This is a genomic window from Paenibacillus sp. NN59 (assembly GCF_057597225.1).
The window spans coordinates 6,038,777-6,062,844 of sequence record NZ_CP199678.1; the positions used below are offsets into that span (position 1 = coordinate 6,038,777).

A 24,068-nucleotide genomic window follows, 5' to 3' on the forward strand; every position below is an offset into this window, starting at 1 on the left:
TAGAAATTATACGCCTCTGTTTGAAATTTGGGAACCTCAAACCCGCGCTAAATCCCGGAAGGTGCTCTTCCACCTCACAAGGGGTGTGATCATAATCACACCCAAAAAACCACATATAGTTTATAAATGGATAATACAAATCTACATGTAGTATATAACTCGTATATTAATCAAATTATAATCTATTCAAAAATCATTTAGGAGGCACGTTACATGACTATGCTTGAGCATGCCGCACCACCGGCAACCGATCTGTTATCTGACCTGGGAAGACGTATTATTGGCGCAGAAGACGCTGATACGCTGAGGGAGAATGCAAATCTGAATGGAGATTCCTTCAGCGGCAAGATGAGCAGGCTTGGATCGGAGACAGCCAAATGGCATGCCATGCGCCATGTATTGCCAGAGGTGCTTGCAGATGCGGTGGAGAATGGCGATCTGTATGTGCACGATCTGGATCAGTATGCCCTTGGAACAACGAACTGCATTTTTATTCCATTCGATCGATTGCTTGCTTCTGGCTTCAATACAGGGAACGGATCGGTTCGCACACCACAGACCATCATGTCTGCGATGGCTCTGGTCGCGATCATCTTCCAGTCACAGCAAAACAGTCAGTACGGCGGCGTATCCGCCAACAAAATCGACTGGGATCTGGCGCCTTACGTACAACGCTCTTTCATCAAGCATTTCCGCAAAGGTCAACGGCTTTTTGATGAACAAGCCTTGCTGACGGACGAGAAGCTTCATCTGAACAGTGCTGAAGCGAAGCAACAGTGCCCGCGGGCATTTGCTTTTGCAAGTGAGGAAACAGAACTGGAGACAGGACAAGCCGCCGAATCTCTTATACATAACCTCAATACGATGAGTAGCCGAGCGGGCGGACAGATTCCTTTTACATCGCTAAACTATGGTATGTGTACATCAGCGGAGGGTCGTCTGGTGTCCCGCTCCCTGCTCGAAGCAACGATTCGTGGCCTCGGACATGGGGAAACGCCTGTATTTCCACAGCATATTTTCCAGTGTAAGCAAGGGGTTAACCAAGCTCAGGGCGACCCGAACTATGACTTGTTCCGCCTCGCGGTAACCTGTTCTTCACGGCGCATGTACCCTAACTTTGTCAATGTGGATGCAACGTTTAATTTACCTTTCTATCATCCGGAAGACCCGGACACGATCATTGCAACGATGGGCTGCCGCACACGCACCCTTGCGGATCGGTTTGGACGAAATCGGCAAAGTGGTAAAGGAAACCTGTCTTTCAATACGGTCAATCTGGTGAAACTCGGGATTCGGTTTGGCATCTGCCAAAACAATCGGGCTGTTGCGGATCGGGAAGGATTCTATGTGGCCTTGGATAAAATCATGCACAATGCCGTGGAGGGTTTACTTCATCGGTATGCCATTCAGAAAAAACAGCCTGCCAAATCATCGGACTTCATGATGCGTGAAGGGGTATGGGAAGGCGGAGAGAAATTGGAACCGGATGAGCCGGTTGCCGATCTGTTGAAACACGGCACGTTGTCTCTTGGATTTATCGGACTCGCCGAATGTATGACTGCTATGTATGGACGCCATCACGGACAAGATATGCATGTGCATCGCGAGGCGCTGAATGTCATCCGTACGATGAGAGAGTTCTGTGATCGGATGAGTGAGCTGCATAACCTGAACGTTACGCTCTTTGCTACACCTGCTGAAGGTTTATCCGGCAAATTCACCAAAAAAGACCGAGCCTGTTACGGCCCGATCTCCGGTGTGAATGAACGTGAATACTATACGAACTCGTTCCATATTCCGGTCTATCATAACCTTCCTGCCTACCGTAAGATTGAACTGGAAGCTCCATTCCACGCTCTGTGCAATGCCGGAGCCATCTCTTATGTTGAACTTGACGGCAATGTGCGGGCAAATACATCAGCCTTTATGCGCATCGTACAGTACGCGCTGGCACAGGATATCGGTTACTTCTCAATCAATCATCCGATTGATCGTTGCCCTGAATGCGGGTATGAGGGGGTCATCGGTGATACCTGTCCGGGATGTGAAGTTCACGAAAATGAGGTTCACTTCCAGCGCTTGCGCCGTGTAACCGGTTATCTGACAGGAGATTACAAGGTACGCTTCAATGCTGCGAAGCAGGCCGAAGTACGGGATCGGGTGAAACACCGGTGAATTTGTTTGGTTACATTCCCGAATCGGTCAATGAAGGAACCGGCCTTCGTGCTGTGCTGTTTATCAGCGGATGCCGCCATGCATGTCCGGGCTGCTTCAGCCCGGATTCGTGGAGTTTTCGCGCAGGTGAACCCTTTACAGAAGAGCGGCAGCAACAGATTTTGCATGAGGTCACGAACCATCCGTTACTGGATGGCGTGACGTTATGCGGGGGTGACCCCTTTTTCTCAGCAGCAGCATGTACTCGTTGGGTACGTCAGTTTCGGGATGCAAGGCCAGATCTGACGGTATGGGCCTACACCGGATTCGAGTATGAGGAACTCATCGCCGACCCGGAAAGAGCAGAGCTTGCACAGCTATGTGACGTGATTATCGACGGGCGTTACCTTGCAGCAGAGCGTGATGTATCTCTGCCCTTCCGTGGAAGTCGTAATCAGCGCTTGATTGACGTGCGCGCAACGCAAGCATCTGGAAACATCGTTACATTGCATCTTGGTGCAGTGTAACGATGTTTTTTCTCCTTTTACACCTGAAACCTTTGGATGACCTGATTCAGTTCGTAAGCCAAACTTCTCAGCTCGTGAGAAAGACTTGATACTTCTTCCATCAGCGCCAGTTGTTCTTCCGAAGAAGCACGAGCCTTGTTCGCGTTACCGGATGAATCCGAAGCCACAACACCCAATTGCTCCAAAGAAGCAGCAATCTGATCACTGCTGGCTGACATTTGCTCAGAGGCGGCGGATACTTCGTAGACTTGTCCCGATACCTTCTGAATAGATTCGACAATCTGGCGGAATGTTTCTGCCGTTACTACGGATGTCTCTGCTCCTCGTTTAGCGACATCCACTGACTCTTCAATGGAAGTTACGGCCTTCTCCGTATGATTAAGGATACCTTGAAGAATCTGGTCGATCTGATCAGAAGACTCTTTGGAGCGATTCGAAAGCTTCTGAATCTCCTGTGCAACCACAGCAAAGCCTCTTCCCGTTTCACCTGCTCTAGCTGCCTCAATGGAAGCATTCAGCGCAAGCAGGCTAGTCTGATCCGCAATATCCCGAATCATGGACATGATTCCACCGATGCTGCTGTTCAATTGTTGAAGATCATGGAGAACTACAACCGTGCCTGACATGTTAAGTTCAATCTTCTGCATCTGATCGACCATCGTTGTAATATCTGCCTCACCTCGGCTAGCGAGATCGGTTGTATCCGAAGCCAGTTCAGCAACCACCTGAGACGAGTCAGCAATTCGTTTGATGCCAATGACCATCTCGCCGATGGACTCCTGGCATTCATTCGTGGATTGTCGTTGCTGTTCTGCCCCGGAGGACACCTGCAACATCGATTCGGTAATCTCTTGTGAAGCTTCAGTGGTACGTTCCGAACTCATCTGCAGATCCGCAGCTGAGCGGGTCACACTCGCAGAAGTGGACTGAATGCCTGTAATCAGTTGCTGTAGCCCCCCCAGCATATGATTAAATGCGTTGGCCGTTTGGCCGATCTCATTGTTATTGCGTACATCCAGACTGACTGTCAGATTGCCGCCTGCTGCCTGCTTCGATACGTCTGCGAGTTTCTGTAATGGTCGAAGTACAATTCGAGCCAGAATGACCATAACTATAATCATAATGACCGCAATGACAAATCCACTCCCCAGACTATACAAAAACATCCACATCTGATCCTGCTTCACTTGGGCTGCGTCCAAATCCAGACCAAAAATAGCAATCGTCTTACCCGTATCATCTTTGATCGTGCTTAGATAGGTCACCCACGTCCCTGCAGTATCCGTGTATGATTCTGTAAAAGCGGTTCCGTTCTGGAATACATGATCATATGTATCTTGAACTACTTCTGGAATTTCGTATTCGACACCGGGGACCATCTCCAGATCATAGAGTGCCTGATTGACTTGCACCCCCGTTAAGATCTGTTTCCCATCCCGTTCGATAATATCCGATTTGAATATATAAGCATTTGCAATAGAGGCAACACCGGTCATTGCATCGAGTTGTTCTTTCAATGACGTGAGTTCGGGAGATGTTGGCTTAGGTGAAGCCCCCAGTTGCTGATTCGCCTGTTCTACCCACTTATGGTTGAGCTGAAGCTGATTGGACAGCGCCTTACCTACCTGATTAATTTCTTCGTAGTAAGCCTGCTGACTTTGTTTGAAATTCAACACACTCATCAGGATGATCATTACAAACAAAATGATGGCAATCAGGACAGAACTGGTGAAAACCAAACTTCGATTGCGGAAGTAGCGTAACATTGCAGATTCCCCTTTTCCTTTACTTTTCTAGCTTACATATCCGTCCTGATAAAGAATGAGTTCGGATCCGACTCCTTTCTCCACCTTTGCCTTCAGCAAATGATATGACACTATATAATATATATCGTGATATAATTGCTTTTTTTGAATGGGGATCATGTAAAAATAAAAAAGGCCAACCGTTAAAAACAGGTTGACCTCGCATAATAGAGAATAGGAAAAAGATGGTCAGCGATCTCTTCTATTCCGCTCTCTATCGTTTACATTTTCTATATGTTAACGCACCTCAAAATGACGAACACGGACGCCCGCAGGTAATATTAGATAGATATCCTGCACTCCTGATGCGCCTGTCAGTTCAACCTCTACCGTAGACCACTGCTGGGCACCGCTTTGTGCCAGCTCTACACGTCCTGCAAGGGCACCGTCCGGGGTACCCAATCTCACTTCCAGCAGACCCCCTTGCTGTTCTGCAGATAGGCGAGCTTCAAATGTGGTGGCCCCGTTGCCAAGGTCAGCATCCCTAAAGGCAATCCACCCTTGTTCTCCTATGACACGAACTGCTGTACCACCCTCTTTGCACTCATCCAGTTCCACACCCCGATAAGCATCATAATTCTCGGCACGTGTAGTCACGCTCAAGTCACGTGCAGGTATGATCTCTCCATCTATTTTTAGATCTGCGACCAACTGCACATCGGAGGAAGATTTGGCTGCCATAATCGAATAGATGCCATCCTCGACCACATAACGATCACGAGTAACATCCCAGATGGCCAATTCCTGAACAGGCAGATCAAAATGAACAGTCGCTGTCGCTCCAGCTTCAATATGCAGACGTCGGAAAGCTTTTAGCGTTTTGAGTGGACGTTTCACTCGTGACTTTCCTGCACGCACATACAACTGCACGACCTCGTCGCTGGCGATTGAACTGGTATTCGTCACATCCACTCGAATGGTCACGCGGTCGTCTTTTCCTGCTTGCGCAGGGCTAATCTCCAGATTGCTGTATTTAAATGAAGCATAGGTCAAACCATGTCCGAACGGATATAACACATTTCCTTCAAAATATTGATACGTGCGGCCCGCTTGGATAATATCATAATCCCGGATATCAGGCAGTTGATCTTCCGATTGTACCCAAGTCATGTTCAGACGGCCTGCAGGTGCGTAATCTCCGTACAATACGTCAGCGACTGCGTTCCCCAGTTCCTGTCCGGCATGTGACGTATAGAGGATTGCCGGAATATTCTCTTGAACCCAGTTGCAGGTAAAAGGATAACTCCCTACAATCACCACTACGGTGTTCGGGTTAGCTTCATGCACAGCCTTTACCAGCTGAAGCTGTGATTCAGCCAGCTCCAGACTTGGGCGGTCCACTTCTTCTTTACCGTTAACAAGCGGGTTGTTACCGACAAATACAATCGCTGTCTCGGCTTCTTTGGCTACAGCAACAGCTTCGTCGATCCCATTCGTTACGACATTTTGCTCGAATAGCTCTGCATCACCGAATGTTGTCAACTCTTCGGCCACCTTGAGTGCATCATGGCCATCGTTCGATGTCGTCACGACTCTACCATTCCATGTGGTGAGCCCCACACGACCCTCCGCCTGTGGCAACAGATGAAACACTTCTTTGACAAACCAGCCGTACACTTCATTAGCCGAGGCAGTGACCGACTCTTCATCTGTGGTCAGGTATTTGCGGTTACTCTCTGCCTGCAACGTGTAACTGCCGAACCCCCAATCCGTCACTCGGAATGTCTCGGCTTCTTCAGAGGCTCCCACTGCCATCTCAGATGAGCCCTCCACTCTGACAAGGCCCAGCTTTTTGCCGCTTGCTGCCGATGTCAGCGTGATGCGATGGTCACCGTCCTGGTAGGTTACGTTATCACTGCCCACTTTGCCGCGAATCGCTTCCAGTGGCGTGACGCTGTAGGGTAGCGTACCAGCATACCAATCCCGATAGACCGTTCCGCCAAGCTGGCCAATCACAGCTACTTTGCCTGTTTTGGTTTTGTCCAACGGAAGGGTACCATTTTCGTTTTTGAGCAAAACCACCTGCTCTCTTGCCGCCCGGAGAGACAGCGCTTTGGCCTTCTCCGTCATCATGGATTCCTCACCAATTGCAGCGTAGGGATTGCCTTCTTCCGGATCAAATTCACCTAGACGGAATCGCACACGGAATGTATTAAACAAGGCTGTGTCGATATCTTCCATAGTCAGCAGCCCCTGCTCCAATCCTTCACGAAGCGCTTGCTTGGACAGTTCGGCATCGTCGGTGATACTGTCGATCCCCGCTTTGACCGATTCAACCGTACCCGGTGTGTGGGATTCATAATATTTATGATCATTCTTGATGCCCATCACGTCGCCCGCGTCACTGACGATGAATCCATCCATGCCCCATTCGCCTTTGACAATCTCGTTCACAAAAGGATGCAACAAAGCCGGCGTGCCATTAATCGAGTTGTACGCTGTCATCATCGACTGTGCTCCGCCTTGCTTGAATGGCTTTTCGAACGCTTTCAAATAATATTCACGCATATTGCGTGGATCAATGCTGGATGAGCCGCTACCACGATCCACTTCGTTGTTGTTGCCGAGGAAGTGTTTGAGCGTTGCCACAGCTTTGTAATACTTGGGATGGTCGCCCTGCATACCTTTGACCAATGCGGTTGTCAGCTCTGCGGTCAGTTCCGGGTCCTCGCCATACGCCTCTTCGTTTCGTCCCCAGCGCGGGTCACGTTCCATATCCACCGTGGGTGCCCACAGCGTAAGACCGTTGACGGCAGGATTCCGTTTGTAAAATACACGTGCCTCGTCTCCGATGACGGAGCCGATCTCTTTCATCAGGTCGGTATCCCACGTACATGCGAGTCCTACAGGCTGCGGGAATGAGGTAGCTTCACCAAGCCAAGCCAGGCCGTGAGCGGCTTCCGTTCCATGTTTGTAAGCAGCAACACCCAGGCGTTCTACGGCTGGCTGGTATTGCAGCATGGATTCAATTTTTTCATCGTCCGTGAGACGGGACACAAGGTCCTTCACTCGATCGTTAAGTGCCATTGTTGTATCTTGAAACGGATATTTCGTTTGATGAGTTGTCATATCTATTCTCCCTTTAATGTATAGTATAGATTAATTATGATAGCGAATACATTTTAATTCACGAAAACGGACTATATCTTTCGGATTACCTCTCTAAATTAGGCAAAATACCTTTATAAAACATGATTTATTTTTATTTTAGGGGATATTAACCAAAAACCTAAAACGATTTCGGTAATCTTACTATAAAACATTCTGATATAAAAAAACAGAGGGACGTTTCAAGAAAATGTTCCTCTTCCTTTCTTAAAAATATCTAGCTACTCGTTTTTTTCTGGCATACTCTGGCAATCCTGATTAGAAGTACAGGGACTTCTGCTTCTGAACGTCCCCTATTATGCTGTGATCATGATTAGGAGGAAACCAATCCAATGAATAACAATGAGCAGTTGAACACAAGTTTACCACCGGTTCCCGAATCTTTGTGGCGTGCCGCGAATACATTCGAATCTTATCCGAAGTTAACAGAAGATACTACAACGGATGTAGCGATTATCGGAGCCGGGATTGCAGGCATCACCACAGCCTATTTGCTTGCCCAGTCTGGACTGAGTGTCGTTCTGCTTGAAGCTGGAAAAGTACTGGACGGCACAACAGGCCATACAACCGCCAAAGTATCTGCACAGCACGGGGTCATCTATGATGAAATTATGCATCACTTCGGACATGAGCAGGCACGGATGTACTATGAAGGGAATGCAAATGCAGCGAGCTGGATGCGTAGTCTGGTCAAGGAAAAGCAGATCGAATGTCAGTGGGTCGATGAGGATGCCTACGTCTATATTCAGTCCGATGACCATATCAAAAAGCTGGAGATTGAGCTGACCGCTTATGGCAAACTCAACATCCCTGGTGAATGGGTAGACCCCCTTCCGATTCCTGTCCCCTCGAGAGCAGGCATTCGTATGCCTGGACAAGCACGTTTCGACCCATTAGCTTACTTGCATCACCTGCTTGCTTCAGCCGTGAAACAAGGAGTACGTGTCTATGAACAAACAACGGTAACCGATGTGGAAGAAGAAGCCTCTCTGAAAGTAAGAACCTATAATGGTTCATTCGTCACGGCAGAGCACATCGTGGTTGCTTCCCATTTTCCCGTATATGATCCGGGATTTTACTTTACCCGCCTGCATGCTGAACGCTCCTATGCGGTGATGGTTGAGCCTGAGAAGCCCTATGCAGGTGGCATGTACATCTCCGATGATGATCCGGCCCGTTCACTCCGTGCTGTCGTTCATAATGGTAAAGAGCATATTCTGTTCGGCGGAGAAAATCATAAAACCGGACAAGGCATCTGTACCTTCGGTCACTACGAGCGCCTGGAGAAATATGCAGCCGAGACGTTTGGGATTCGTAACATCCCGTTTCGCTGGTCGGCTCAGGACCTGATCTCCATCGATAAAGTGCCCTACATCGGACCGATTACCGGAAGACATGAACGGGTCTATGTCGCTACAGGCTTTGCCAAATGGGGCATGACTACTGGTACGATGGCTGGACATCTGCTGGCAGACCGAATTACCGGCAGAGATAACCCGCACGCAGAAGTATTTGATCCGGCAAGATTCAAGGCAGACCCGGGTTTCAAACACTTTATCGTAGAGAATGTCAATGTTGCGAAGGAGTTAATTGCAGGCAAAGTCGGCATTGTGCACAAAAATATAAACGAGCTCGGCAACGACGAAGGCGCAGTCGTGCGTCATAACGGTAAAAGGGCCGGAGCCTATAAGGACACCAGCGGTAAGTTGTTCCTGGTTGATACAACTTGCACCCACTTGGGATGCGAAGTGGAGTGGAATAATGGGGAACGTTCCTGGGACTGCCCATGCCACGGCTCACGCTTTAATTATGAAGGACATGTCATTGAAGGGCCTGCGGTCGAAGACCTGCCCATCCTGGATGTGCAGGGGCAGTAAATACAATAGAAGTAAACTATATATCCATACAACGAATAACCCCTTCCCCACCAAATGCACAAAAGTTGTATTTCTGAACTCCATGTGTGAATATACGTGGAGTTCGCTGACATACATTTCATCTCATAGACCGGATCGGTATCCGTCTCCAGACGGAAGCAGCCGACCCGGTTTTTCTGTATGCTGGTATAGAAGGAAGTTATAATACGATCTGACATTACATAAATACGGAATGCGTTGATGAATCCACTACCACTGCACTAAACATAGGGTGCGAAAGGAACACAAGATGAATAGACAACAATTTATGCAAGCTATGGAAGTCGTTTTACATCCGATGGACCGGTTGGAACGTGCGGAACTCCTTGCAGATTATGCCCACAAGTTTACGCTAGGGCTACGTGAAGGCAAATCGGAGGAAGACATTACACGTGAGCTCGGCCACCCGGAGGAAATTGCACGTAAAGTACTCGGCGAACGGTATAACGCTAACGCATACTCTCACACATCCGATAGAGATCCCTTTGATGGGCCAACGTTCAGAGAGATGAAACCACCTGTTAATCACAATCGGGCTACGCGGAACTTTTTTGTGGGCATAGGCTTGATTTTCCTTAATCTTACACTCATGATTCCTATTGGTCTTAGCCTCTGGTCCGTGTGGCTTACGATTGCAAGTCTATCCTTGCTTGCGCTGGCTCCTGTCGCAGCTGCCTTCGACTATCTGCATCTGAATCACCTTGAAACAACAGAAATTTTCGTTGCTATTGGGCTGTTCGGTATTGGCATTTTGTTTGCCCTTGCCTCCAAATATATCTTTATCGCATTTAAAAATATGACACTTCACTATATTCGGTGGAATATCAACGTGATGAAAGGGGATGTTTCTGCATGAGCACGAAGAAATGGCTAGCACTGGCTCTCGTCTGCATTGGCATAGGTTTACTTGGAACATCGGTCTATGGTTTTCAGTTCAATGATGATAGAGAAGCATACAGCAAGCGATGGGATCTCAACACCGGGGGACTACAAGATGATCTGCAAAATATTCAACTGGATGGCAATTTTGATGCTGATATCGAATTCATCGTTAGTCCAGACAACACCGCGTATATCGAAGTGGATGGAAAGTGGGAACCGGAGGTTATTCAAAGCTTCGAGGAGGCAAGTTTTACCGATGGCACATTCCAGCTGACGCTGCAAAAACACAACCGTCTGAAGTTGTTCTCTTTTAATTGGAACTGGGGGGAACCAGATTCAAGAATAACCGTGGCTTTGCCAGAAGGATATCCCTTGAATGATGTCACACTACACTCTAGCTCAGCGGATTGGGATATAACTGGGCTACATGCTGAATCTCTGGAGATGAAAAGCACCTCAGGCTCCATTGTTTTGCGTGATATTCAAGCTCCTCGCATGGAATTGTCTTTGACCTCAGGGGACATTGCTGCTTCTGCTATTCAAGGGGATTTAGCCGTGGAACAGACATCAGGAAGCTTCACCGCAAAACAAGTGGATGGAAAAGTAAATAGCGTGATTCAATCAGGAGATGTGGAAATTGCACAATTGAATGGTGAGGCTAATGTTGAGTTCACATCCGGCAGTATTGATATCCAGCAATCTCACGCAGCGCCTATTCAGGTATCAGGGACATCGGGGGATATATCCATTCAGGCCGCACCTGATTTTGATGGAATTTATGAGGCCAAGGCCACTTCGGGCGACGTTAATATACCGGAGTCACCAGGCATAAGTCAGGATGTGATCCAGGCACGTACGACTTCTGGCAGCATTCGAATCACCCAACCGCGCTAACGTGTGATGAAGCATATTTCCGATCATTGGGTAAAGTATAGTATAATCAAGTGCTAACCCAAATGCTGAGGAGGAATATTCCTATGGAACTTAAAAATAAAACAGCCATCATTACTGGCGCCGGTAAAGGTATTGGCCGCGCCATCGCGGAAGCCCTTGCCAAAGAAGGCGTACATCTTGGACTGATCGCCCGCACCGCTTCCGATCTGCAAGCCCTTCAAGAGTCTTTAAGCCAGCAATATGGCGTGAAAGTAACGAGTGCTGCAGCAGACATCTCAGATCGCTCTCAAGCTGAAGCAGCGGTCGCAGCTATCGAGATGGAGCTTGGAGCGGTAGATATCCTCATTAACAATGCAGGGATCGGAAGTTTCGGTACACTGCTAGAGATGGACCCTGAAGAGTGGGAACGCATCCTACATGTGAATGTCATGGGTACATACTATGTAACTCGCGCCATTCTTCCTAGCATGATCAAGGAAAGCAGCGGCAGCATCATTAATATCGCTTCAACGGCAGGTGAGCGCGGATTCGCTACAGGTTCAGCCTATTGTGCATCCAAATTCGCATTGCTGGGCATGACGGAATCCTTGATGCAGGAAGTTCGCAAATCGAACATTCGTGTAACCGCGCTGACACCAAGCACCGTAAATACGGAACTGGCTGTGAATGCCGGACTCAAGATCGGAGACGAGGATCGCATGATGCAAGCCGAAGATGTAGCCGAACTGGCGCTGGCCACCCTCAAGCTGTCTGACCGCGTATTCGTCAAAGCCGCAGGCATCTGGACAACCAATCCACAGTAAGATGTGACTCCACCAACCAGAATGCTGGTTGGTGGTTTTTGTGTTTATGATATAAAGGATATCTAACGTATTCGTAAGGATGCAGTCATGATGCAGAACACTTCTCTATCGTAATCATTAAGGAACCTTTTAAAACTAAACACGGCATCCCTTGGAGTTTTAATTTTGTTTTTAGGAAAATGAATTGATGTTTTATCCCGTACTATTTATAGTTTTATGATTTGGACAATGGTCTGCGTAGCATTTGTTCGTTTACTCATTCGTAGATACGACTTTCAGGTATACGTTCTGGCCCGAGTCCGGGATTTTGTCGTAGCTTTGATACAATAGAAACAAGCAGAATGAAAGAGCCTTCGGAATTGATCGAGATTCCAAGGCTCTTTCATGTTTATTTCTTGTTTATTTTTTGTTTATTGTGTTTTTGTATAATAAACCTGATTTTTGTCGAAATGGGGGACGAGAGCTGTGAATCATCAAAGAAAAGCCAAACAATGGTTGAGGAAGTTGTATATATTGAGCATGGCTTTGATTATTGCATGTTCAAACATATTAGAAATCCCGGCTTATGCAGCTGAGACTTGGAGTCAATTTGGCCGGATCGGGCCGGTCTTCAGTTCAAACCCCGGAGGTTTTGCCGCTCCCAAAGGAGTGACGGTAGACAGCAGCGGGAATGTGTATGTGGCCGATTCCGGCAACCATCGCATTCAGAAGCTGACCCTATCGACGAATACATGGAGCGAGTGGAAAAAGGTCGGCGGCGGCGCAGGAAGCGGCTTGGGGGAGTTTAACAATCCAACCGCAGTGGCGGTAGACAGCAGCGGGAATGTGTACGTGGCCGATTCTGGCAACCATCGCATTCAGAAGCTGACCCTATCGACGAATACATGGAGCGAGTGGAAAAAGGTCGGCGGCGGCAATGGACTCGGTTTGGGCGAGTTTAACAATCCAAGAGGAGTGGCGGTAGACAGCAGCGGGAATGTGTACGTGGCCGATAGTAGCAACCATCGCATACAGAAGCTGACCCTATCGACGAATACATGGAGCGTGTGGAAAAAGCCCAGTGCCGGCGCAGTCGCAGGAAACGGCTTGGGCGAGTTTAATTTTCCTAATGGAGTGGCGGTAGACAGCAGTGGGAACGTGTATGTGGGTGATAGTAACAACCATCGCATTCAGAAGCTGACCCTGTCGACGAATACATGGAGCGAGTGGAAAAAGCTCGGCGGCGGCGCAGGAGCCGGCTTGGGTGAGTTTAATACTCCAAGAGCAGTGGCGGTAGACGGCAGCGGGAACATCTATGTGGCCGATACTGGCAACCATCGCATTCAGAAGCTGAACGCAGCCACCGGTACATGGAGCGAGTGGGTGAAGAACGGCGGTGGTTCAGGAAACAGCTTGGGCGAATTTATTAATCCAAATGGAGTGGCGGTAGACAACAGTGGGAATGTATATGTGGCCGATGACAGTAATCGCATTCAGAAGCTGACCGCAGCCAACAATACATGGAGCGAGTGGTCTGTATTAGGGCCGGTTAACGGGATTAGTCCGGGCGAGTTTACTTTTCCAAGAGGAGTGGCGGTAGACAGCAGCGGGAATGTGTACGTGGCTGATACTTCCAACCATCGCATACAGAAGCTGAACAAATCCACGAATACATGGAGCGAGTGGAAAAAGGTCGGTGGCGGCAATGGAAGCGGCTTGGGCGAGTTTTACAATCCATTTGGAGTGGCGGTAGACAGCAGCGGGAACGTGTATGTGGCCGATTCCGGCAACCATCGCATTCAGAAGCTGACCCTATCAACGAATACATGGAGCGAGTGGAAAAAGGACGGCGGTGGCACTGGAACCAGCTTGGGCGAGTTTAATACTCCTTATGGAGTGGCGGTAGACCTTAACGGGAATGTGTACGTGGCCGATTCTGGCAACCATCGCATTCAGAAGCTGACCCTATCGACGAATACATGGAGCGAGTGGAAAAAGGTCGGCGGCGGCAATGGAAGCGGTTTGGGAGAGTTTAGCGTTCCAGGTGCAGTGGCGGTGGACCTTAACGGGAATGTGTACGTGGCCGATTCTGGTAACCATCGCATACAGAAGCTGACCCTATCGACGAATACATGGAGCGAGTGGAAAAAGGTCGGCGGCGGGGCAGGAGCCGGCTTGGGTGAGTTTAATACTCCAAGAACAGTGGCGGTAGACGGCAGCGGGAACATCTATGTGGCCGATACTGGCAACCATCGCATTCAGAAGCTGAACGCAGGAAGCGGTACATGGAGCGAGTGGGTGAAGAGCGGCGGTGGTTCAGGAAACGGCTTGGGCGAGTTTAATACTCCTTATGGAGTGGCGACAGACAACAGTGGGAATGTGTATGTGGCCGATAGTAACAACCACCGCTTACAGAAGCTGGATATGCCTGCATCTGCGATCATTGACTTTGCAAGCACAGCGAAGACGAGCACAACGGCATCGTTCAGTTGGACAGCAGCCAGCGGAGCGACGGCGATCCTCATTGAGCAGTCGCCAGCCGGAGAGAATACATGGACAACAGCCACGAATGGCACGATTGCAACCAATTCGACGACTGCGACGGTAACGGGGCTCAGCGCAGCCACCGCATATGATTTCCGCTTAGTGGTCAACGGCGGGGCAAACACAGGCAACTCGAACACGGTGAGTGTCACGACCGATAATGTACCAACGTACACGATAGCAGAGATAGCGGATCAAACGGCAACGGAACTGACGGCAGGCTACAGTTCGGGCACTCAGGACACGAAAACGATCACGATTACGAAAACCGGCACCGGAGATTTGACAAACGTAGCGACGACGTTAAGCGGAACCAATGCGACCGACTTTGTAATTACGCAGCCGGGAACGACGACACTAAACAGCGGAACGACATCGACGACGTTTACGGTGAAAGCAAAGGACGGCCTGGCAGCAGGCACGTACACCGCAGCGGTCACGGTATATGCGGACAACATGACGAACGTGACATTTGCGGTTACACAGACGGTGAATCCAGCACCCGTGGCACCCTCTATCACAAGTCAGCCGGGCAACAAGACAGTGACAGCGGGACAAACGGCAACGTTCAGTATAACCGCCAGCGGCGACGCGCCGCTTAGCTACCAGTGGAAGAAAGACGGCAATGCGCTGACAGACGACGAAAACATCAGCGGAGCAACGGCGGCGACCCTAAGCATCAGTAACACGCAATCGGGCGATGCGGGCAGTTATACCGTCGTGGTCACCAATGCAGCGGGGAATGCGTCAAGCATCGCGGCAACTCTGACGGTGAACGCTCTGACCAACGCGGCATCACCAAGCATTGATACACAGCCGACGGGCGCCACGGTTAACGAAGGTGACAGTACCCCGAATTTAAGCGTAGCGGCCAGCGTAAGTGACGGCGGAACGCTGTCCTATCAGTGGTACAGCAATTCCGTGAACAGCACGATCAGCGGCAATGCAATTGCGGGTGCAACCAGTGCAACCTATGCCGCGCCGACAACATCGACAGGCACGACCTACTATTATGCTGTCGTGACGAACACGAACAACAGCGTCAGCGGCACCAAGACCGCAACGGCAACGAGCAACATCGCTGCGGTCAACGTGAACGCTCTGACCAACGCGGCATCACCAAGCATTGATACGCATCCGACGGGCGCCACGGTTAACGAAGGTGACAGCAGCCCGAACTTGAGCGTAGCGGCCAGCGTAAGTGACAGCGGAACGCTGTCCTACCAGTGGTACAGCAATTCGGTGAACAGCACGGTCGGCGGCAATGCAATTGCGGGTGCAACCAGTGCAACCTATGCCGCTCCGACGACATCGACAGGCACGACCTACTACTATGTTGTCGTGACGAACACGAACAACGGTGTCAGCGGCACCAAGACCGCAACGGCAACGAGCAACATCGCTACGGTCAACGTAAACATCGCGCCTACCCATACGATTGCTCCTATTGCGGATCAAACGTTAGCTGCACTTACTCAAGGTTATGCTCTGGGTACCCAAGAGACAAAAACTATCGATGTAACGAATACTGGCACGAGCGATTTGTCGAATCTGTCGGCAACGGTTAGCGGCATTCATGCTAGCGATTTTGTGATTACGCAACCAAGTACAACGTTAGTGAACGGAGCAACCACGTCAACCTTTACGGTGAAAGCGAAAGATGGCTTACCAGCGGGAACATATACCGCAACAATAACGTTATCAGCAACCCAAATGACGGATGTGACGTTTACAGTGATGCAAGTTGTGAACATGCCGAACGCACCGGAAAATCCGCAAAACCTTGTGGCTGTCGGTAGAAACGGTGAGGTCACACTAAATTGGAGTACGGTAACGGGAGCGACGTATTACAACCTTTATATGGCGACTGATCCAAGTCAGCTTAGTACCGCTTCGGTTGTTATCATCAATTCCTCTACCTACAATGCACAAAACCTGCTAAACGGCACGACCTATTTCTTTACAGTAAGAGCAGGTAACTCGGGAGGCTTGAGTGGGGAATCGAATCAGGCAAACGCCACTCCTGCAACTGTACCGGCAGCCCCAACAAATGTTTTGGCAGTAGCTGGAAACGGAGAAGCCACCGTAACCTTTACAGCTCCAACCGAGAACGGTGGAAGCCCGATTACGGGGTATGAAGTAACCGATTCATCAGGGAATGCAGTCACAACAGGAGCGGCAAGTCCGATTGTAATTACAGGTTTAACGAATGGAACGAGCTATACATTTACGGTGAAAGCGATCAATGGTCTAGGAAAAAGTACAGCATCCGCTAATTCAAATGCGGTCATTCCGCAAAAGTCATCCGGCGGTAGCACGGTCCCGATCGATACGCCATCCGTGCCTAGTACTCCAACCATCCCGGAGAAAACGAATACGGGAATGGATATACTTGTGAATGGTAAAGCGGAAAATGCGGGGACCGTAGCGAGAACCCAACGAAACGGTCAAACCGTTACAACCGTGTTTGTGGATCAGGAAAAGTTAGAGGACAAGCTCGCTGCGGAAGGCCAAAATGCTGTGGTGGCGATACTTGTAAATGACAAATCCCATGTGACCGTCGGCTCATTGAACGGTCAGATGGTGAAAAACATGGAGGACAAGCAAGCTGTTCTTGAGATCAAAACCGATCGTGCGACCTATACGATTCCAGCGCAACAAATCAATATTAATACGATATCCGAGCAGGTCGGCAAGTCGGTAGCCTTACAAGATATCCAGGTACAAATCGAAATCTCCGAACCAACAACAGATATGGTGAAAGTTGTTGAGAATACGGCAGCCAAGGGAACGTTCACGCTTGTCGCATCGCCGTTAAACTTTACGGTGAAGGGTATCTACGGAGATAAGACTGTCGAAGTATCGAAGTTTAATGCCTATGTCAAACGAAATATTGTGATTCCGAATGGTGTTGATCCCGGTAAGATTACCACAGGAATTGTTGTTGAGACAGACGGAACCATACGTCATGTTCCGACCAAGATTGTCGTGATTGACGGCAAATATTACGCGCAGATCAATAGCTTGACGAATAGCACGTATTCTCTTGTCTACCATCCGCTCGAATTTGAAGATGTGGCCAAACATTGGGCAAAACAAGCAGTGAGCGACATGGGATCACGGATGATTATCGATGGTACGGGCAATGGTATGTTCAGTCCCGACCGGAATATTACCCGTGCTGAGTTTGCAGCTATCATTGTTCGCGCATTGGGACTCAAGACGGAGAATGGAGCAACCTCATTCTCAGACGTACAATCAACAGATTGGTACAGCAGTGCTGTCAATACTGCTTATGCCTACCACTTGATCGGCGGTTTTGAAGATGGTGCCTTCCGTCCGATGGACACGATTACACGGGAACAGGCAATGGTGATCCTCTCCAAAGCAATGGCGATTACTAGTCTGAAAGGCAATCTCGCTGTTCAATCGACAGACGTAATACTTCGCCCTTATGGAGATACAGCAACTGTGTCTGCATGGGCGCTGAGCAGTGTAGCTGATACTGTAGAGGCTGGCATTGTATCAGGAAGAGGCGGCAATGAGCTTGCACCGAAGGATTACATCACTAGAGCTGAGGTTGCCAAAATTATTCAGGGACTATTGCAAAAATCCGGCTTGATTTAAGCAAGGGGACGACGGCAACTGAATTGTGATTTGGCACAGCTAAGACTCGCAAAGAAGAACTAATTAACTAAAACAAGGTGAGGGACACATGTCCCTCACCTGTTTATGTTTTTGTAATACATCTGAATTAGATCCCTACTAATAAACGCAGACGGTACACATCATATTTTAGAATCCGTCCCTTTCCTCACTCGCCTCACTTACCTTACTTGTTCAACAGATGATCCAGCTCCAATTCCTTGGACACCGCAATCAGCACAACGGCGGGTTCCTCGCCGATATTAGTCACTTCATGGGGTACAATCGCGTTCCATGTAAACGAATCTCCCGCTTCCAGCGTCTCCACATCTTCCCCCTGCTTCGCTTGAATGACACCTTGCAGTACCAGATGGCTTTCCTCCCCCGCATGTTTGCTGATCCCCGTCGAAGCTCCCGCTGGCAGTTCTACTATGGACATACGCATCGCACCTTTTGCCGTTAACTGCTGTACTTTAATCTGCCCGCTACCCGCTGTAGTCTCCTTGCGTTCATGCTTGCGAACCACATTCATACGCTGCTCTGATGTCAACAACAGGTAGGGTAGCGGGACGCCCAGGTAGTCCGCGATGCTTTCTAATGTAGCGATGGACGGTGACGTTTTGTTATTTTCCACATTGCTGATAAACCCCTTGGACAACCCTGTCCCCTCACAGAGTTGCATAATCGTAATCTGTTTCTGTTTGCGTATCGTTCGAATGGCCAAGCCAATATCCATGTGACCGCCCTCTCTTCTCTCTAACTACCGTTTCATTGAAATCAAGATTCAACCGTTGACTCTACAAATACAAGGCGATTGCCAAATGGATCGGTAATGGTCATTTCCCATGAATCCCAAGGGGTCTTCTCGATACCCGGTCTCGCATATTTATATTTTTGCAAAGAAATCCGCTTATGCAGCTCCTCCAGATGCTCTGTCTCAATCCGTAATGCCGCACCAGGAGTACAGTCTCCGTGATGTTCGGACAGATGAATGACAATCTCATCCTGCGACACCTGCATGTACAGCGGCATATCGGCCTCGAATCGATGCTCCCAGTCCACTTTGAACCCCAAGTAATCCGTGTAAAATTCCTTGGCCTTCGCTTCATCAAAAATTCTAAGAATAGGTACGATATGTTTCATCATCTTCTTCACGTCCTCCTCTAAAGAGATAAAAGCACAACAACAATTCTTATTCCAAGTTCCCTTATACAAAACATATTTTCATCATACAAAAAAAGTGTTGACCCTACAATGAAAGCATGATAGATTTTGTTCATAAATAAGAATATTATTTTCACATAGGTGAACTTTTTATTTTTAGTTTAATCCCTGTCATTAATTCATTCCAACTCTTTTGCTTCATTGGTTTGACCTATGCATTTGTTTGATATTTGCATTCATTTTATACATTCGATTTATCACAACTCATCTTTCACCTGGAGGTGTATTGGTTTGAATTCTACTTATATTCATGAGGTGAAGTTGCCTCCACATTACGATAAAACCCAGCAATATCCTGTTATTTTTGCCTTGCACGGCATGGGATCAGATGAGCAGGACATGCTTCGATTAATGGAGCCGCTGTCTACCGATTTCATCATTGTTGCCATTCGTGGGCCTATTGTACAGGGCGGAGGTTATGCTTATTTTCAGATCAAAAGTATAGGCAATCCCGTTCGCGAGTTATACGATGCCTCGGTTCAAGGACTGCAACAACTTATCATCGAGCTGTCGGCTCAATATGCCATTGATCCTGCACGGCGTTATATCGCCGGATTCAGTCAGGGCGGCATCATGGCGATGACGCTTGCCTTGGTGATGGGTGATGCCATCAAAGGCATCGTGGCTATGAGCGGATACATTCCGCAGTTTGTAAAAGAGGAATATGCTTTGCAGCCTTCATCCAATCTGTCTGCATTTATCTCACACGGCGATCAGGATCACCTTTTCCCGTTACAGCTGGGTGAAGATAATGCTTCGTTTTTCCGGAATCATACGAATCAAGTTACTTATGTACCATACAGCGGGGGCCACCATGTAACTCCTGAGTTATATGCCAAACTCCAACACTTCCTTCGGACGGATGCTGGGGTATCTACAGAAGACACGAAAGGAATGACTGAATCATGATGCCATCTTTGTTTATCGCCCATGGCGCTCCTTCACTTGCATTGGAGGAGAATGCGTACACTGAATTTTTGCAAAAACTTGGGCAGGATCTGCCCAAACCTAAAGCGATCGTCCTGTTCTCCGCTCACTGGGAATCGACGACACAGCTCGTATCTGCTGTAACCGGCTCATATGACACGATCTATGATTTCGGTGGTTTTCAACCCGAACTGTACCAGATCAAATATCCAGCCCAAGGACATGCCGAAACAACCGCTGAGATCGTCAAGTTGTTCACCGAAGCGGGAATATCAGTGCAGACGGATGAGGTACGCGGCCTGGATCATGGAGCGTGGGTTGTGCTACGCCTGCTCTATCCCGAAGCAGATGTTCCTGTAATTGCTCTCTCTGTGAACCGTTATCTGACGGGTGAGCAACAGTATCAGATCGGTCAAGCACTCGCTTCTTTGCGTGAGCAAGACGTTCTTGTCATTGGCAGTGGCGGAACCGTGCATAACCTGCGCCGTCTGAACTGGGAAAGTCAAGGTGTAGATTCTTGGGCTATGGAATTCGACAACTGGCTCCAAGATAAGCTTGAGCACTGGGATACGGATGCCCTCTTCGCATATGACAAGCTTGCTCCATCTGCACAGGCAGCAGTTCCTACGCCAGAGCATTTTGTGCCAATCCTGATCGCCATGGGTGCAGGAGAAGAGAAGAAACAAGCCTCTCTCTTATTCCGCGCGTATCAGCTGGGTAACCTGAGTTTATCCTGCTGGAGATTTGAATAACAAAACATGAGATTGGTTTAAAACCAATGGACCAAATAGAGACCAAAGCGTGAGTCACAGGGTAACCCTGCTGCTCACGCTTTTTTTTGAGATATTGTTAGGTGGTTGAATGCAACTACATAGACCACAAGTGCACTTTTACACTTCCATATTCATTCGTTATGTAGGACTCCCGCTTGGGTCTATGGTTTCTTGTACGAGTTTCCTGAGTAAATCTATACTAGTGGGAAACCATCTCATCAACAGATTTATTAGTTGAGTATGACATGCGAACGCTCATAAGGAGGCGAAACATGATGTCAGAACCAAAGTCAGAACAACGGATCGATGAGCTCATGCAAGAGTTGATGGAACTGCTGGAAGAAAAGGTGCAGGATGAGGAAAACCAGGAGTTGCTGGAGGCCTACCGCGAACAGGAAGGAACAACCGATGAGGAGCTTGACGCGTTCGAGCAATATTACAGTATACGTCTACCGGCAGATTTCCGGGCATTCTACAAACGTAAAAACGGCAGCGGATATGCCTTTCACATCCTTTTTCCAGGTGATGCCGCACAAAATGAAGATATGGTCTTCTACATGTTATCGCTTGAACAAATGAAGAGAGAACATGACGGTACTGTAGAGATTCGGATGGAAGACTATTTTTCCGAAGAAGAAATGCTTGAACTGGACCCGCGAATCAAGCCTTATTTGCATCAGAAATCATGGATCACCTTTGGCAAGCTGGGAGGCGGATCGCTGTATTTGATGTTGGATTTTGACCCAACAGAGCAAGGAACATATGGACAGATTATTATATTCAAACATGATCCTGACTTTGTCTATTACGTGGCTGAAACCTTCATCGAATTGCTGGAGCAATCCAATCGTAATTTGCGTGAGATCGATGTGATCGAATACTAAGTCAAATTGAATGACAAACAATTATATTAACAGCCGTTATCGTCTGGATAGTGATATGACCATTGTTTCATAATGCTGGGAGTTGTAAAGGCGGTTATAATAACATTTAGTGGAAATGCACAAGCTACCAGAAGAAGGACTGTCTTTCTACACCAACTACATATCTGGGAGGAACTACCGAAGTGGCTGAACAACCGAAGTCAGAGAGCTTTATGTCTCTCGTCAAAAAAGGCAACACATCCTCTGCTGTAGCCATGGCGGGTAACGCCATACTTGCACTATGTAAAGGAGGAGCCTTTATATTCAGTGGCAGCGGCGCCATGTTCGCGTCAGCGATGCATTCACTGGCCGATGCCATTAACCAAGGGTTTGTATTTGTCGGAAGTGTATTATCCGAGAAAAAACCTACACGCCGCTTCCCGACCGGATTCGGACGGGTCATCAACATTTTCTGTATGATTGCCGTAATTGTGGTGACGATTATGGCCTATGAGACCATTCACGAAGGCATTCACCTGCTCCAGCATCCTGCTGGTCACTCGGGGGGACTGTGGATCAACATTGGTGTGCTTGTGCTTAATATTGTGATTGATGGAGCCATCCTCATCAAAGCCATGAAGGAAATCTTGAAAGAAGCCCGCGCGCCCAAAGCGACAGGGTTCGCCCTGGTGCCTGCAGCGATTAAAAATGTAGGACGCGCTGCACCTCCAACCCGCCTTGTATTTTACGAGGACGTTGTAGCTGTGCTTGGAGCAACGCTTGCGCTCGTTTCTGTTGTTGTCATTGCACTGACAAACTTCGCTTTGCTAGATGGTATTGTCACCACCATCATCGGATGCCTGATGATTGCCGTTGCTTTCCGTGTCGGCTACGACAACATGATTGGCCTGATCGGTGTCGCCGCACCGCAGGATATTGAGGACAAAGTGTCCCAGACAATTCTGGCAGACAGCCATGTAGCTGATATCCAGATGATGCGCATCATTCAAGAGGGCCGGTATTACCATGTCGAAGGCCTGATTGAGCTGACTAAGGGACTCAGTCTAGCGGATGCGGATGATATCAAGTTCCGGATTCAGGAAAAACTGATGACAAACCCGGATATTGCTGACGCGGCGATCTCGATCATTGAAGACGACGGCGTGAACAGCTGGGGCAAGAAACATTCGGATGTGTTGAAAAAGTAGCGAAAAAGCAGGTTAACAACTGACTTATCGCTGCTTCATCTGCACAACAAAGAAACGAAGCAGGAAGTTCTCTGCCTCGTTTCTTTTGTGTTCTTTGATCCTTTTCTTTGCTCTGTTCCTTTGTTCCTCACTCTTTATGTGCGCTTCTCATTTGATATTCCTATCCCTATTAGATCATCGTGCCTGTCTCATCCCCATTTCCATCACCTTACCCAGCCATTTCTGACGAAACGCTTCCGTGGACTTGCGGATTGGACTAATCTCGGTTACACGTACAGGGGATACCCCACTGAATTGAAGGACGTTGGATTTCATGACCCGGTGACCTGCCCTTCTGTATACCAATGCATTGTAGAACCAAGGGGTGTCCATCGTCACAATAAGCTGTGCAGACTTACCTTTCAACAATTTGTCCCAGAGCGGTGAGTTGTCCCGATACCTCATAGCAAACCCGGGCAGGAAAATCCGATCAATAAACCCTTTCAGCACAGCAGGCATCGTTCCCCACCACGTCGGATACACAAATACCAAATGATCTGCCCAGCGAATGAGTTCCTGTGCCTTCAGCAGATCAGGCTCGAGCTCTGTCCGCTGACGATAGCCGTATCGGAGATTAAGATTGAACTCGATCTCGCTCAGATCGATCATCTCCACCGTCCCACCTGATTTTCGTGCGCCCTCTGCGTAGGACTCTGACAGTGCCTTGCAATAACTCTGTGGATCGGGATGACCGTTAATGATGAGAATTTTATTTGCATTCATACGTATGTTCCTCCTGTATAATATGGTTCATGAAGACCGATGAAACGGACATAT

The 24,068-nt window shown here is 48.5% G+C and carries 16 protein-coding genes; 11 read left to right on the plus strand and 5 right to left on the minus strand.

Features of this window, described 5'->3' with window-relative positions:
* Window positions 1-213: 213 nt before the first annotated feature.
* Window positions 214-2,175: an anaerobic ribonucleoside triphosphate reductase gene (locus tag ACT89M_RS26305; protein WP_487344899.1), complete on the plus strand. Its 1,962-nt coding sequence runs from the start codon at window positions 214-216 to the stop codon at window positions 2,173-2,175.
* Window positions 2,172-2,681 (plus strand): anaerobic ribonucleoside-triphosphate reductase activating protein, encoded by a 510-nt coding sequence (nrdG, locus tag ACT89M_RS26310; protein WP_090924131.1) that lies wholly within the window; start codon window positions 2,172-2,174, stop codon window positions 2,679-2,681. Before ACT89M_RS26305 ends, nrdG begins: the two co-directional genes overlap by 4 nt.
* Before the next feature lie 17 nt (window positions 2,682-2,698).
* On the opposite strand, the gene ACT89M_RS26315 is transcribed toward nrdG, so the two are convergent.
* Entirely contained in the window at window positions 2,699-4,447 is a 1,749-nt protein-coding gene (locus tag ACT89M_RS26315; protein WP_154890273.1) for a methyl-accepting chemotaxis protein, read from the minus strand.
* 276 nt (window positions 4,448-4,723) lie between these two features.
* Entirely contained in the window at window positions 4,724-7,555 is a 2,832-nt protein-coding gene (locus ACT89M_RS26320; protein ID WP_154890271.1) for a glycoside hydrolase family 3 protein, read from the minus strand.
* Between the two features lie 371 nt (window positions 7,556-7,926).
* Here ACT89M_RS26320 and ACT89M_RS26325 point away from each other — a divergent pair, with 371 nt between their 5' ends.
* The 5 genes from ACT89M_RS26325 to ACT89M_RS26345 all read left to right on the plus strand — a co-directional run bounded on the left by ACT89M_RS26325 (window position 7,927) and on the right by ACT89M_RS26345 (window position 18,239).
* Window positions 7,927-9,471 (plus strand): FAD-dependent oxidoreductase, encoded by a 1,545-nt coding sequence (locus ACT89M_RS26325; RefSeq protein WP_154890269.1) that lies wholly within the window; start codon window positions 7,927-7,929, stop codon window positions 9,469-9,471.
* A 289-nt stretch (window positions 9,472-9,760) separates the two neighbouring features.
* Entirely contained in the window at window positions 9,761-10,366 is a 606-nt protein-coding gene (locus tag ACT89M_RS26330; RefSeq protein WP_308722676.1) for a DUF1700 domain-containing protein, read from the plus strand.
* Window positions 10,363-11,286: a DUF4097 family beta strand repeat-containing protein gene (locus ACT89M_RS26335; RefSeq protein ID WP_308722675.1), complete on the plus strand. Its 924-nt coding sequence runs from the start codon at window positions 10,363-10,365 to the stop codon at window positions 11,284-11,286. The genes ACT89M_RS26330 and ACT89M_RS26335 overlap by 4 nt, the downstream gene beginning before the upstream one ends.
* Window positions 11,287-11,369: 83 nt before the next feature.
* Window positions 11,370-12,089 (plus strand): 3-ketoacyl-ACP reductase, encoded by a 720-nt coding sequence (locus ACT89M_RS26340; RefSeq protein WP_090924125.1) that lies wholly within the window; start codon window positions 11,370-11,372, stop codon window positions 12,087-12,089.
* Window positions 12,090-12,608: 519 nt separating this feature from the next.
* A complete protein-coding gene (locus ACT89M_RS26345) occupies window positions 12,609-18,239 on the plus strand; it encodes an S-layer homology domain-containing protein (RefSeq protein ID WP_487344900.1) in 5,631 nt (1,876 codons plus the stop codon).
* 205 nt (window positions 18,240-18,444) lie between these two features.
* On the opposite strand, the gene ACT89M_RS26350 is transcribed toward ACT89M_RS26345, so the two are convergent.
* Window positions 18,445-18,993: a helix-turn-helix domain-containing protein gene (locus tag ACT89M_RS26350; protein WP_145333555.1), complete on the minus strand. Its 549-nt coding sequence runs from the start codon at window positions 18,991-18,993 to the stop codon at window positions 18,445-18,447.
* A gap of 41 nt (window positions 18,994-19,034) precedes the next feature.
* Complete coding sequence (locus ACT89M_RS26355; RefSeq protein ID WP_373323239.1) at window positions 19,035-19,400, minus strand: glyoxalase superfamily protein; 366 nt, start codon at window positions 19,398-19,400, stop codon at window positions 19,035-19,037.
* A gap of 312 nt (window positions 19,401-19,712) precedes the next feature.
* On the opposite strand from ACT89M_RS26355, the gene ACT89M_RS26360 reads away from it, so the two are divergent.
* The 4 genes from ACT89M_RS26360 to ACT89M_RS26375 all read left to right on the plus strand — a co-directional run bounded on the left by ACT89M_RS26360 (window position 19,713) and on the right by ACT89M_RS26375 (window position 23,252).
* Window positions 19,713-20,390: an alpha/beta hydrolase gene (locus ACT89M_RS26360; RefSeq protein WP_154890257.1), complete on the plus strand. Its 678-nt coding sequence runs from the start codon at window positions 19,713-19,715 to the stop codon at window positions 20,388-20,390.
* Window positions 20,387-21,160, plus strand: a complete 774-nt coding sequence (locus tag ACT89M_RS26365) for a DODA-type extradiol aromatic ring-opening family dioxygenase (protein WP_308722672.1) — start codon at window positions 20,387-20,389, stop codon at window positions 21,158-21,160. The genes ACT89M_RS26360 and ACT89M_RS26365 overlap by 4 nt, the downstream gene beginning before the upstream one ends.
* A gap of 293 nt (window positions 21,161-21,453) precedes the next feature.
* On the plus strand, window positions 21,454-22,065 hold the full coding sequence (locus ACT89M_RS26370; RefSeq protein WP_308722671.1) for an SMI1/KNR4 family protein: 612 nt from the start codon (window positions 21,454-21,456) through the stop codon (window positions 22,063-22,065).
* 182 nt (window positions 22,066-22,247) lie between these two features.
* Window positions 22,248-23,252: a cation diffusion facilitator family transporter gene (locus tag ACT89M_RS26375; RefSeq protein WP_253499466.1), complete on the plus strand. Its 1,005-nt coding sequence runs from the start codon at window positions 22,248-22,250 to the stop codon at window positions 23,250-23,252.
* Between the two features lie 174 nt (window positions 23,253-23,426).
* Here ACT89M_RS26375 and ACT89M_RS26380 read toward each other — a convergent pair whose 3' ends face one another.
* Window positions 23,427-24,014, minus strand: a complete 588-nt coding sequence (locus ACT89M_RS26380) for an NAD(P)H-dependent oxidoreductase (RefSeq protein ID WP_090924117.1) — start codon at window positions 24,012-24,014, stop codon at window positions 23,427-23,429.
* Window positions 24,015-24,068 lie beyond the last annotated feature (54 nt).

What these genes read in the sequence shown, in the direction of transcription:
- ACT89M_RS26350 (WP_145333555.1), bottom strand. Translation starts at nt 18,993, where the DNA reads ATGGATATTGGCTTGGCCATTCGAACGATACGCAAACAGAAACAGATT.
- ACT89M_RS26345 (WP_487344900.1), top strand. Translation starts at nt 12,609, where the DNA reads ATGGCTTTGATTATTGCATGTTCAAACATATTAGAAATCCCGGCTTAT.
- ACT89M_RS26335 (WP_308722675.1), top strand. Translation starts at nt 10,363, where the DNA reads ATGAGCACGAAGAAATGGCTAGCACTGGCTCTCGTCTGCATTGGCATA.
- ACT89M_RS26355 (WP_373323239.1), bottom strand. Translation starts at nt 19,400, where the DNA reads ATGAAACATATCGTACCTATTCTTAGAATTTTTGATGAAGCGAAGGCC.
- ACT89M_RS26380 (WP_090924117.1), bottom strand. Translation starts at nt 24,014, where the DNA reads ATGAATGCAAATAAAATTCTCATCATTAACGGTCATCCCGATCCACAG.
- ACT89M_RS26305 (WP_487344899.1), top strand. Translation starts at nt 214, where the DNA reads ATGACTATGCTTGAGCATGCCGCACCACCGGCAACCGATCTGTTATCT.
- ACT89M_RS26325 (WP_154890269.1), top strand. Translation starts at nt 7,927, where the DNA reads ATGAATAACAATGAGCAGTTGAACACAAGTTTACCACCGGTTCCCGAA.
- ACT89M_RS26330 (WP_308722676.1), top strand. Translation starts at nt 9,761, where the DNA reads ATGAATAGACAACAATTTATGCAAGCTATGGAAGTCGTTTTACATCCG.
- ACT89M_RS26320 (WP_154890271.1), bottom strand. Translation starts at nt 7,555, where the DNA reads ATGACAACTCATCAAACGAAATATCCGTTTCAAGATACAACAATGGCA.
- ACT89M_RS26315 (WP_154890273.1), bottom strand. Translation starts at nt 4,447, where the DNA reads ATGTTACGCTACTTCCGCAATCGAAGTTTGGTTTTCACCAGTTCTGTC.
- ACT89M_RS26370 (WP_308722671.1), top strand. Translation starts at nt 21,454, where the DNA reads ATGATGTCAGAACCAAAGTCAGAACAACGGATCGATGAGCTCATGCAA.
- ACT89M_RS26365 (WP_308722672.1), top strand. Translation starts at nt 20,387, where the DNA reads ATGATGCCATCTTTGTTTATCGCCCATGGCGCTCCTTCACTTGCATTG.
- ACT89M_RS26340 (WP_090924125.1), top strand. Translation starts at nt 11,370, where the DNA reads ATGGAACTTAAAAATAAAACAGCCATCATTACTGGCGCCGGTAAAGGT.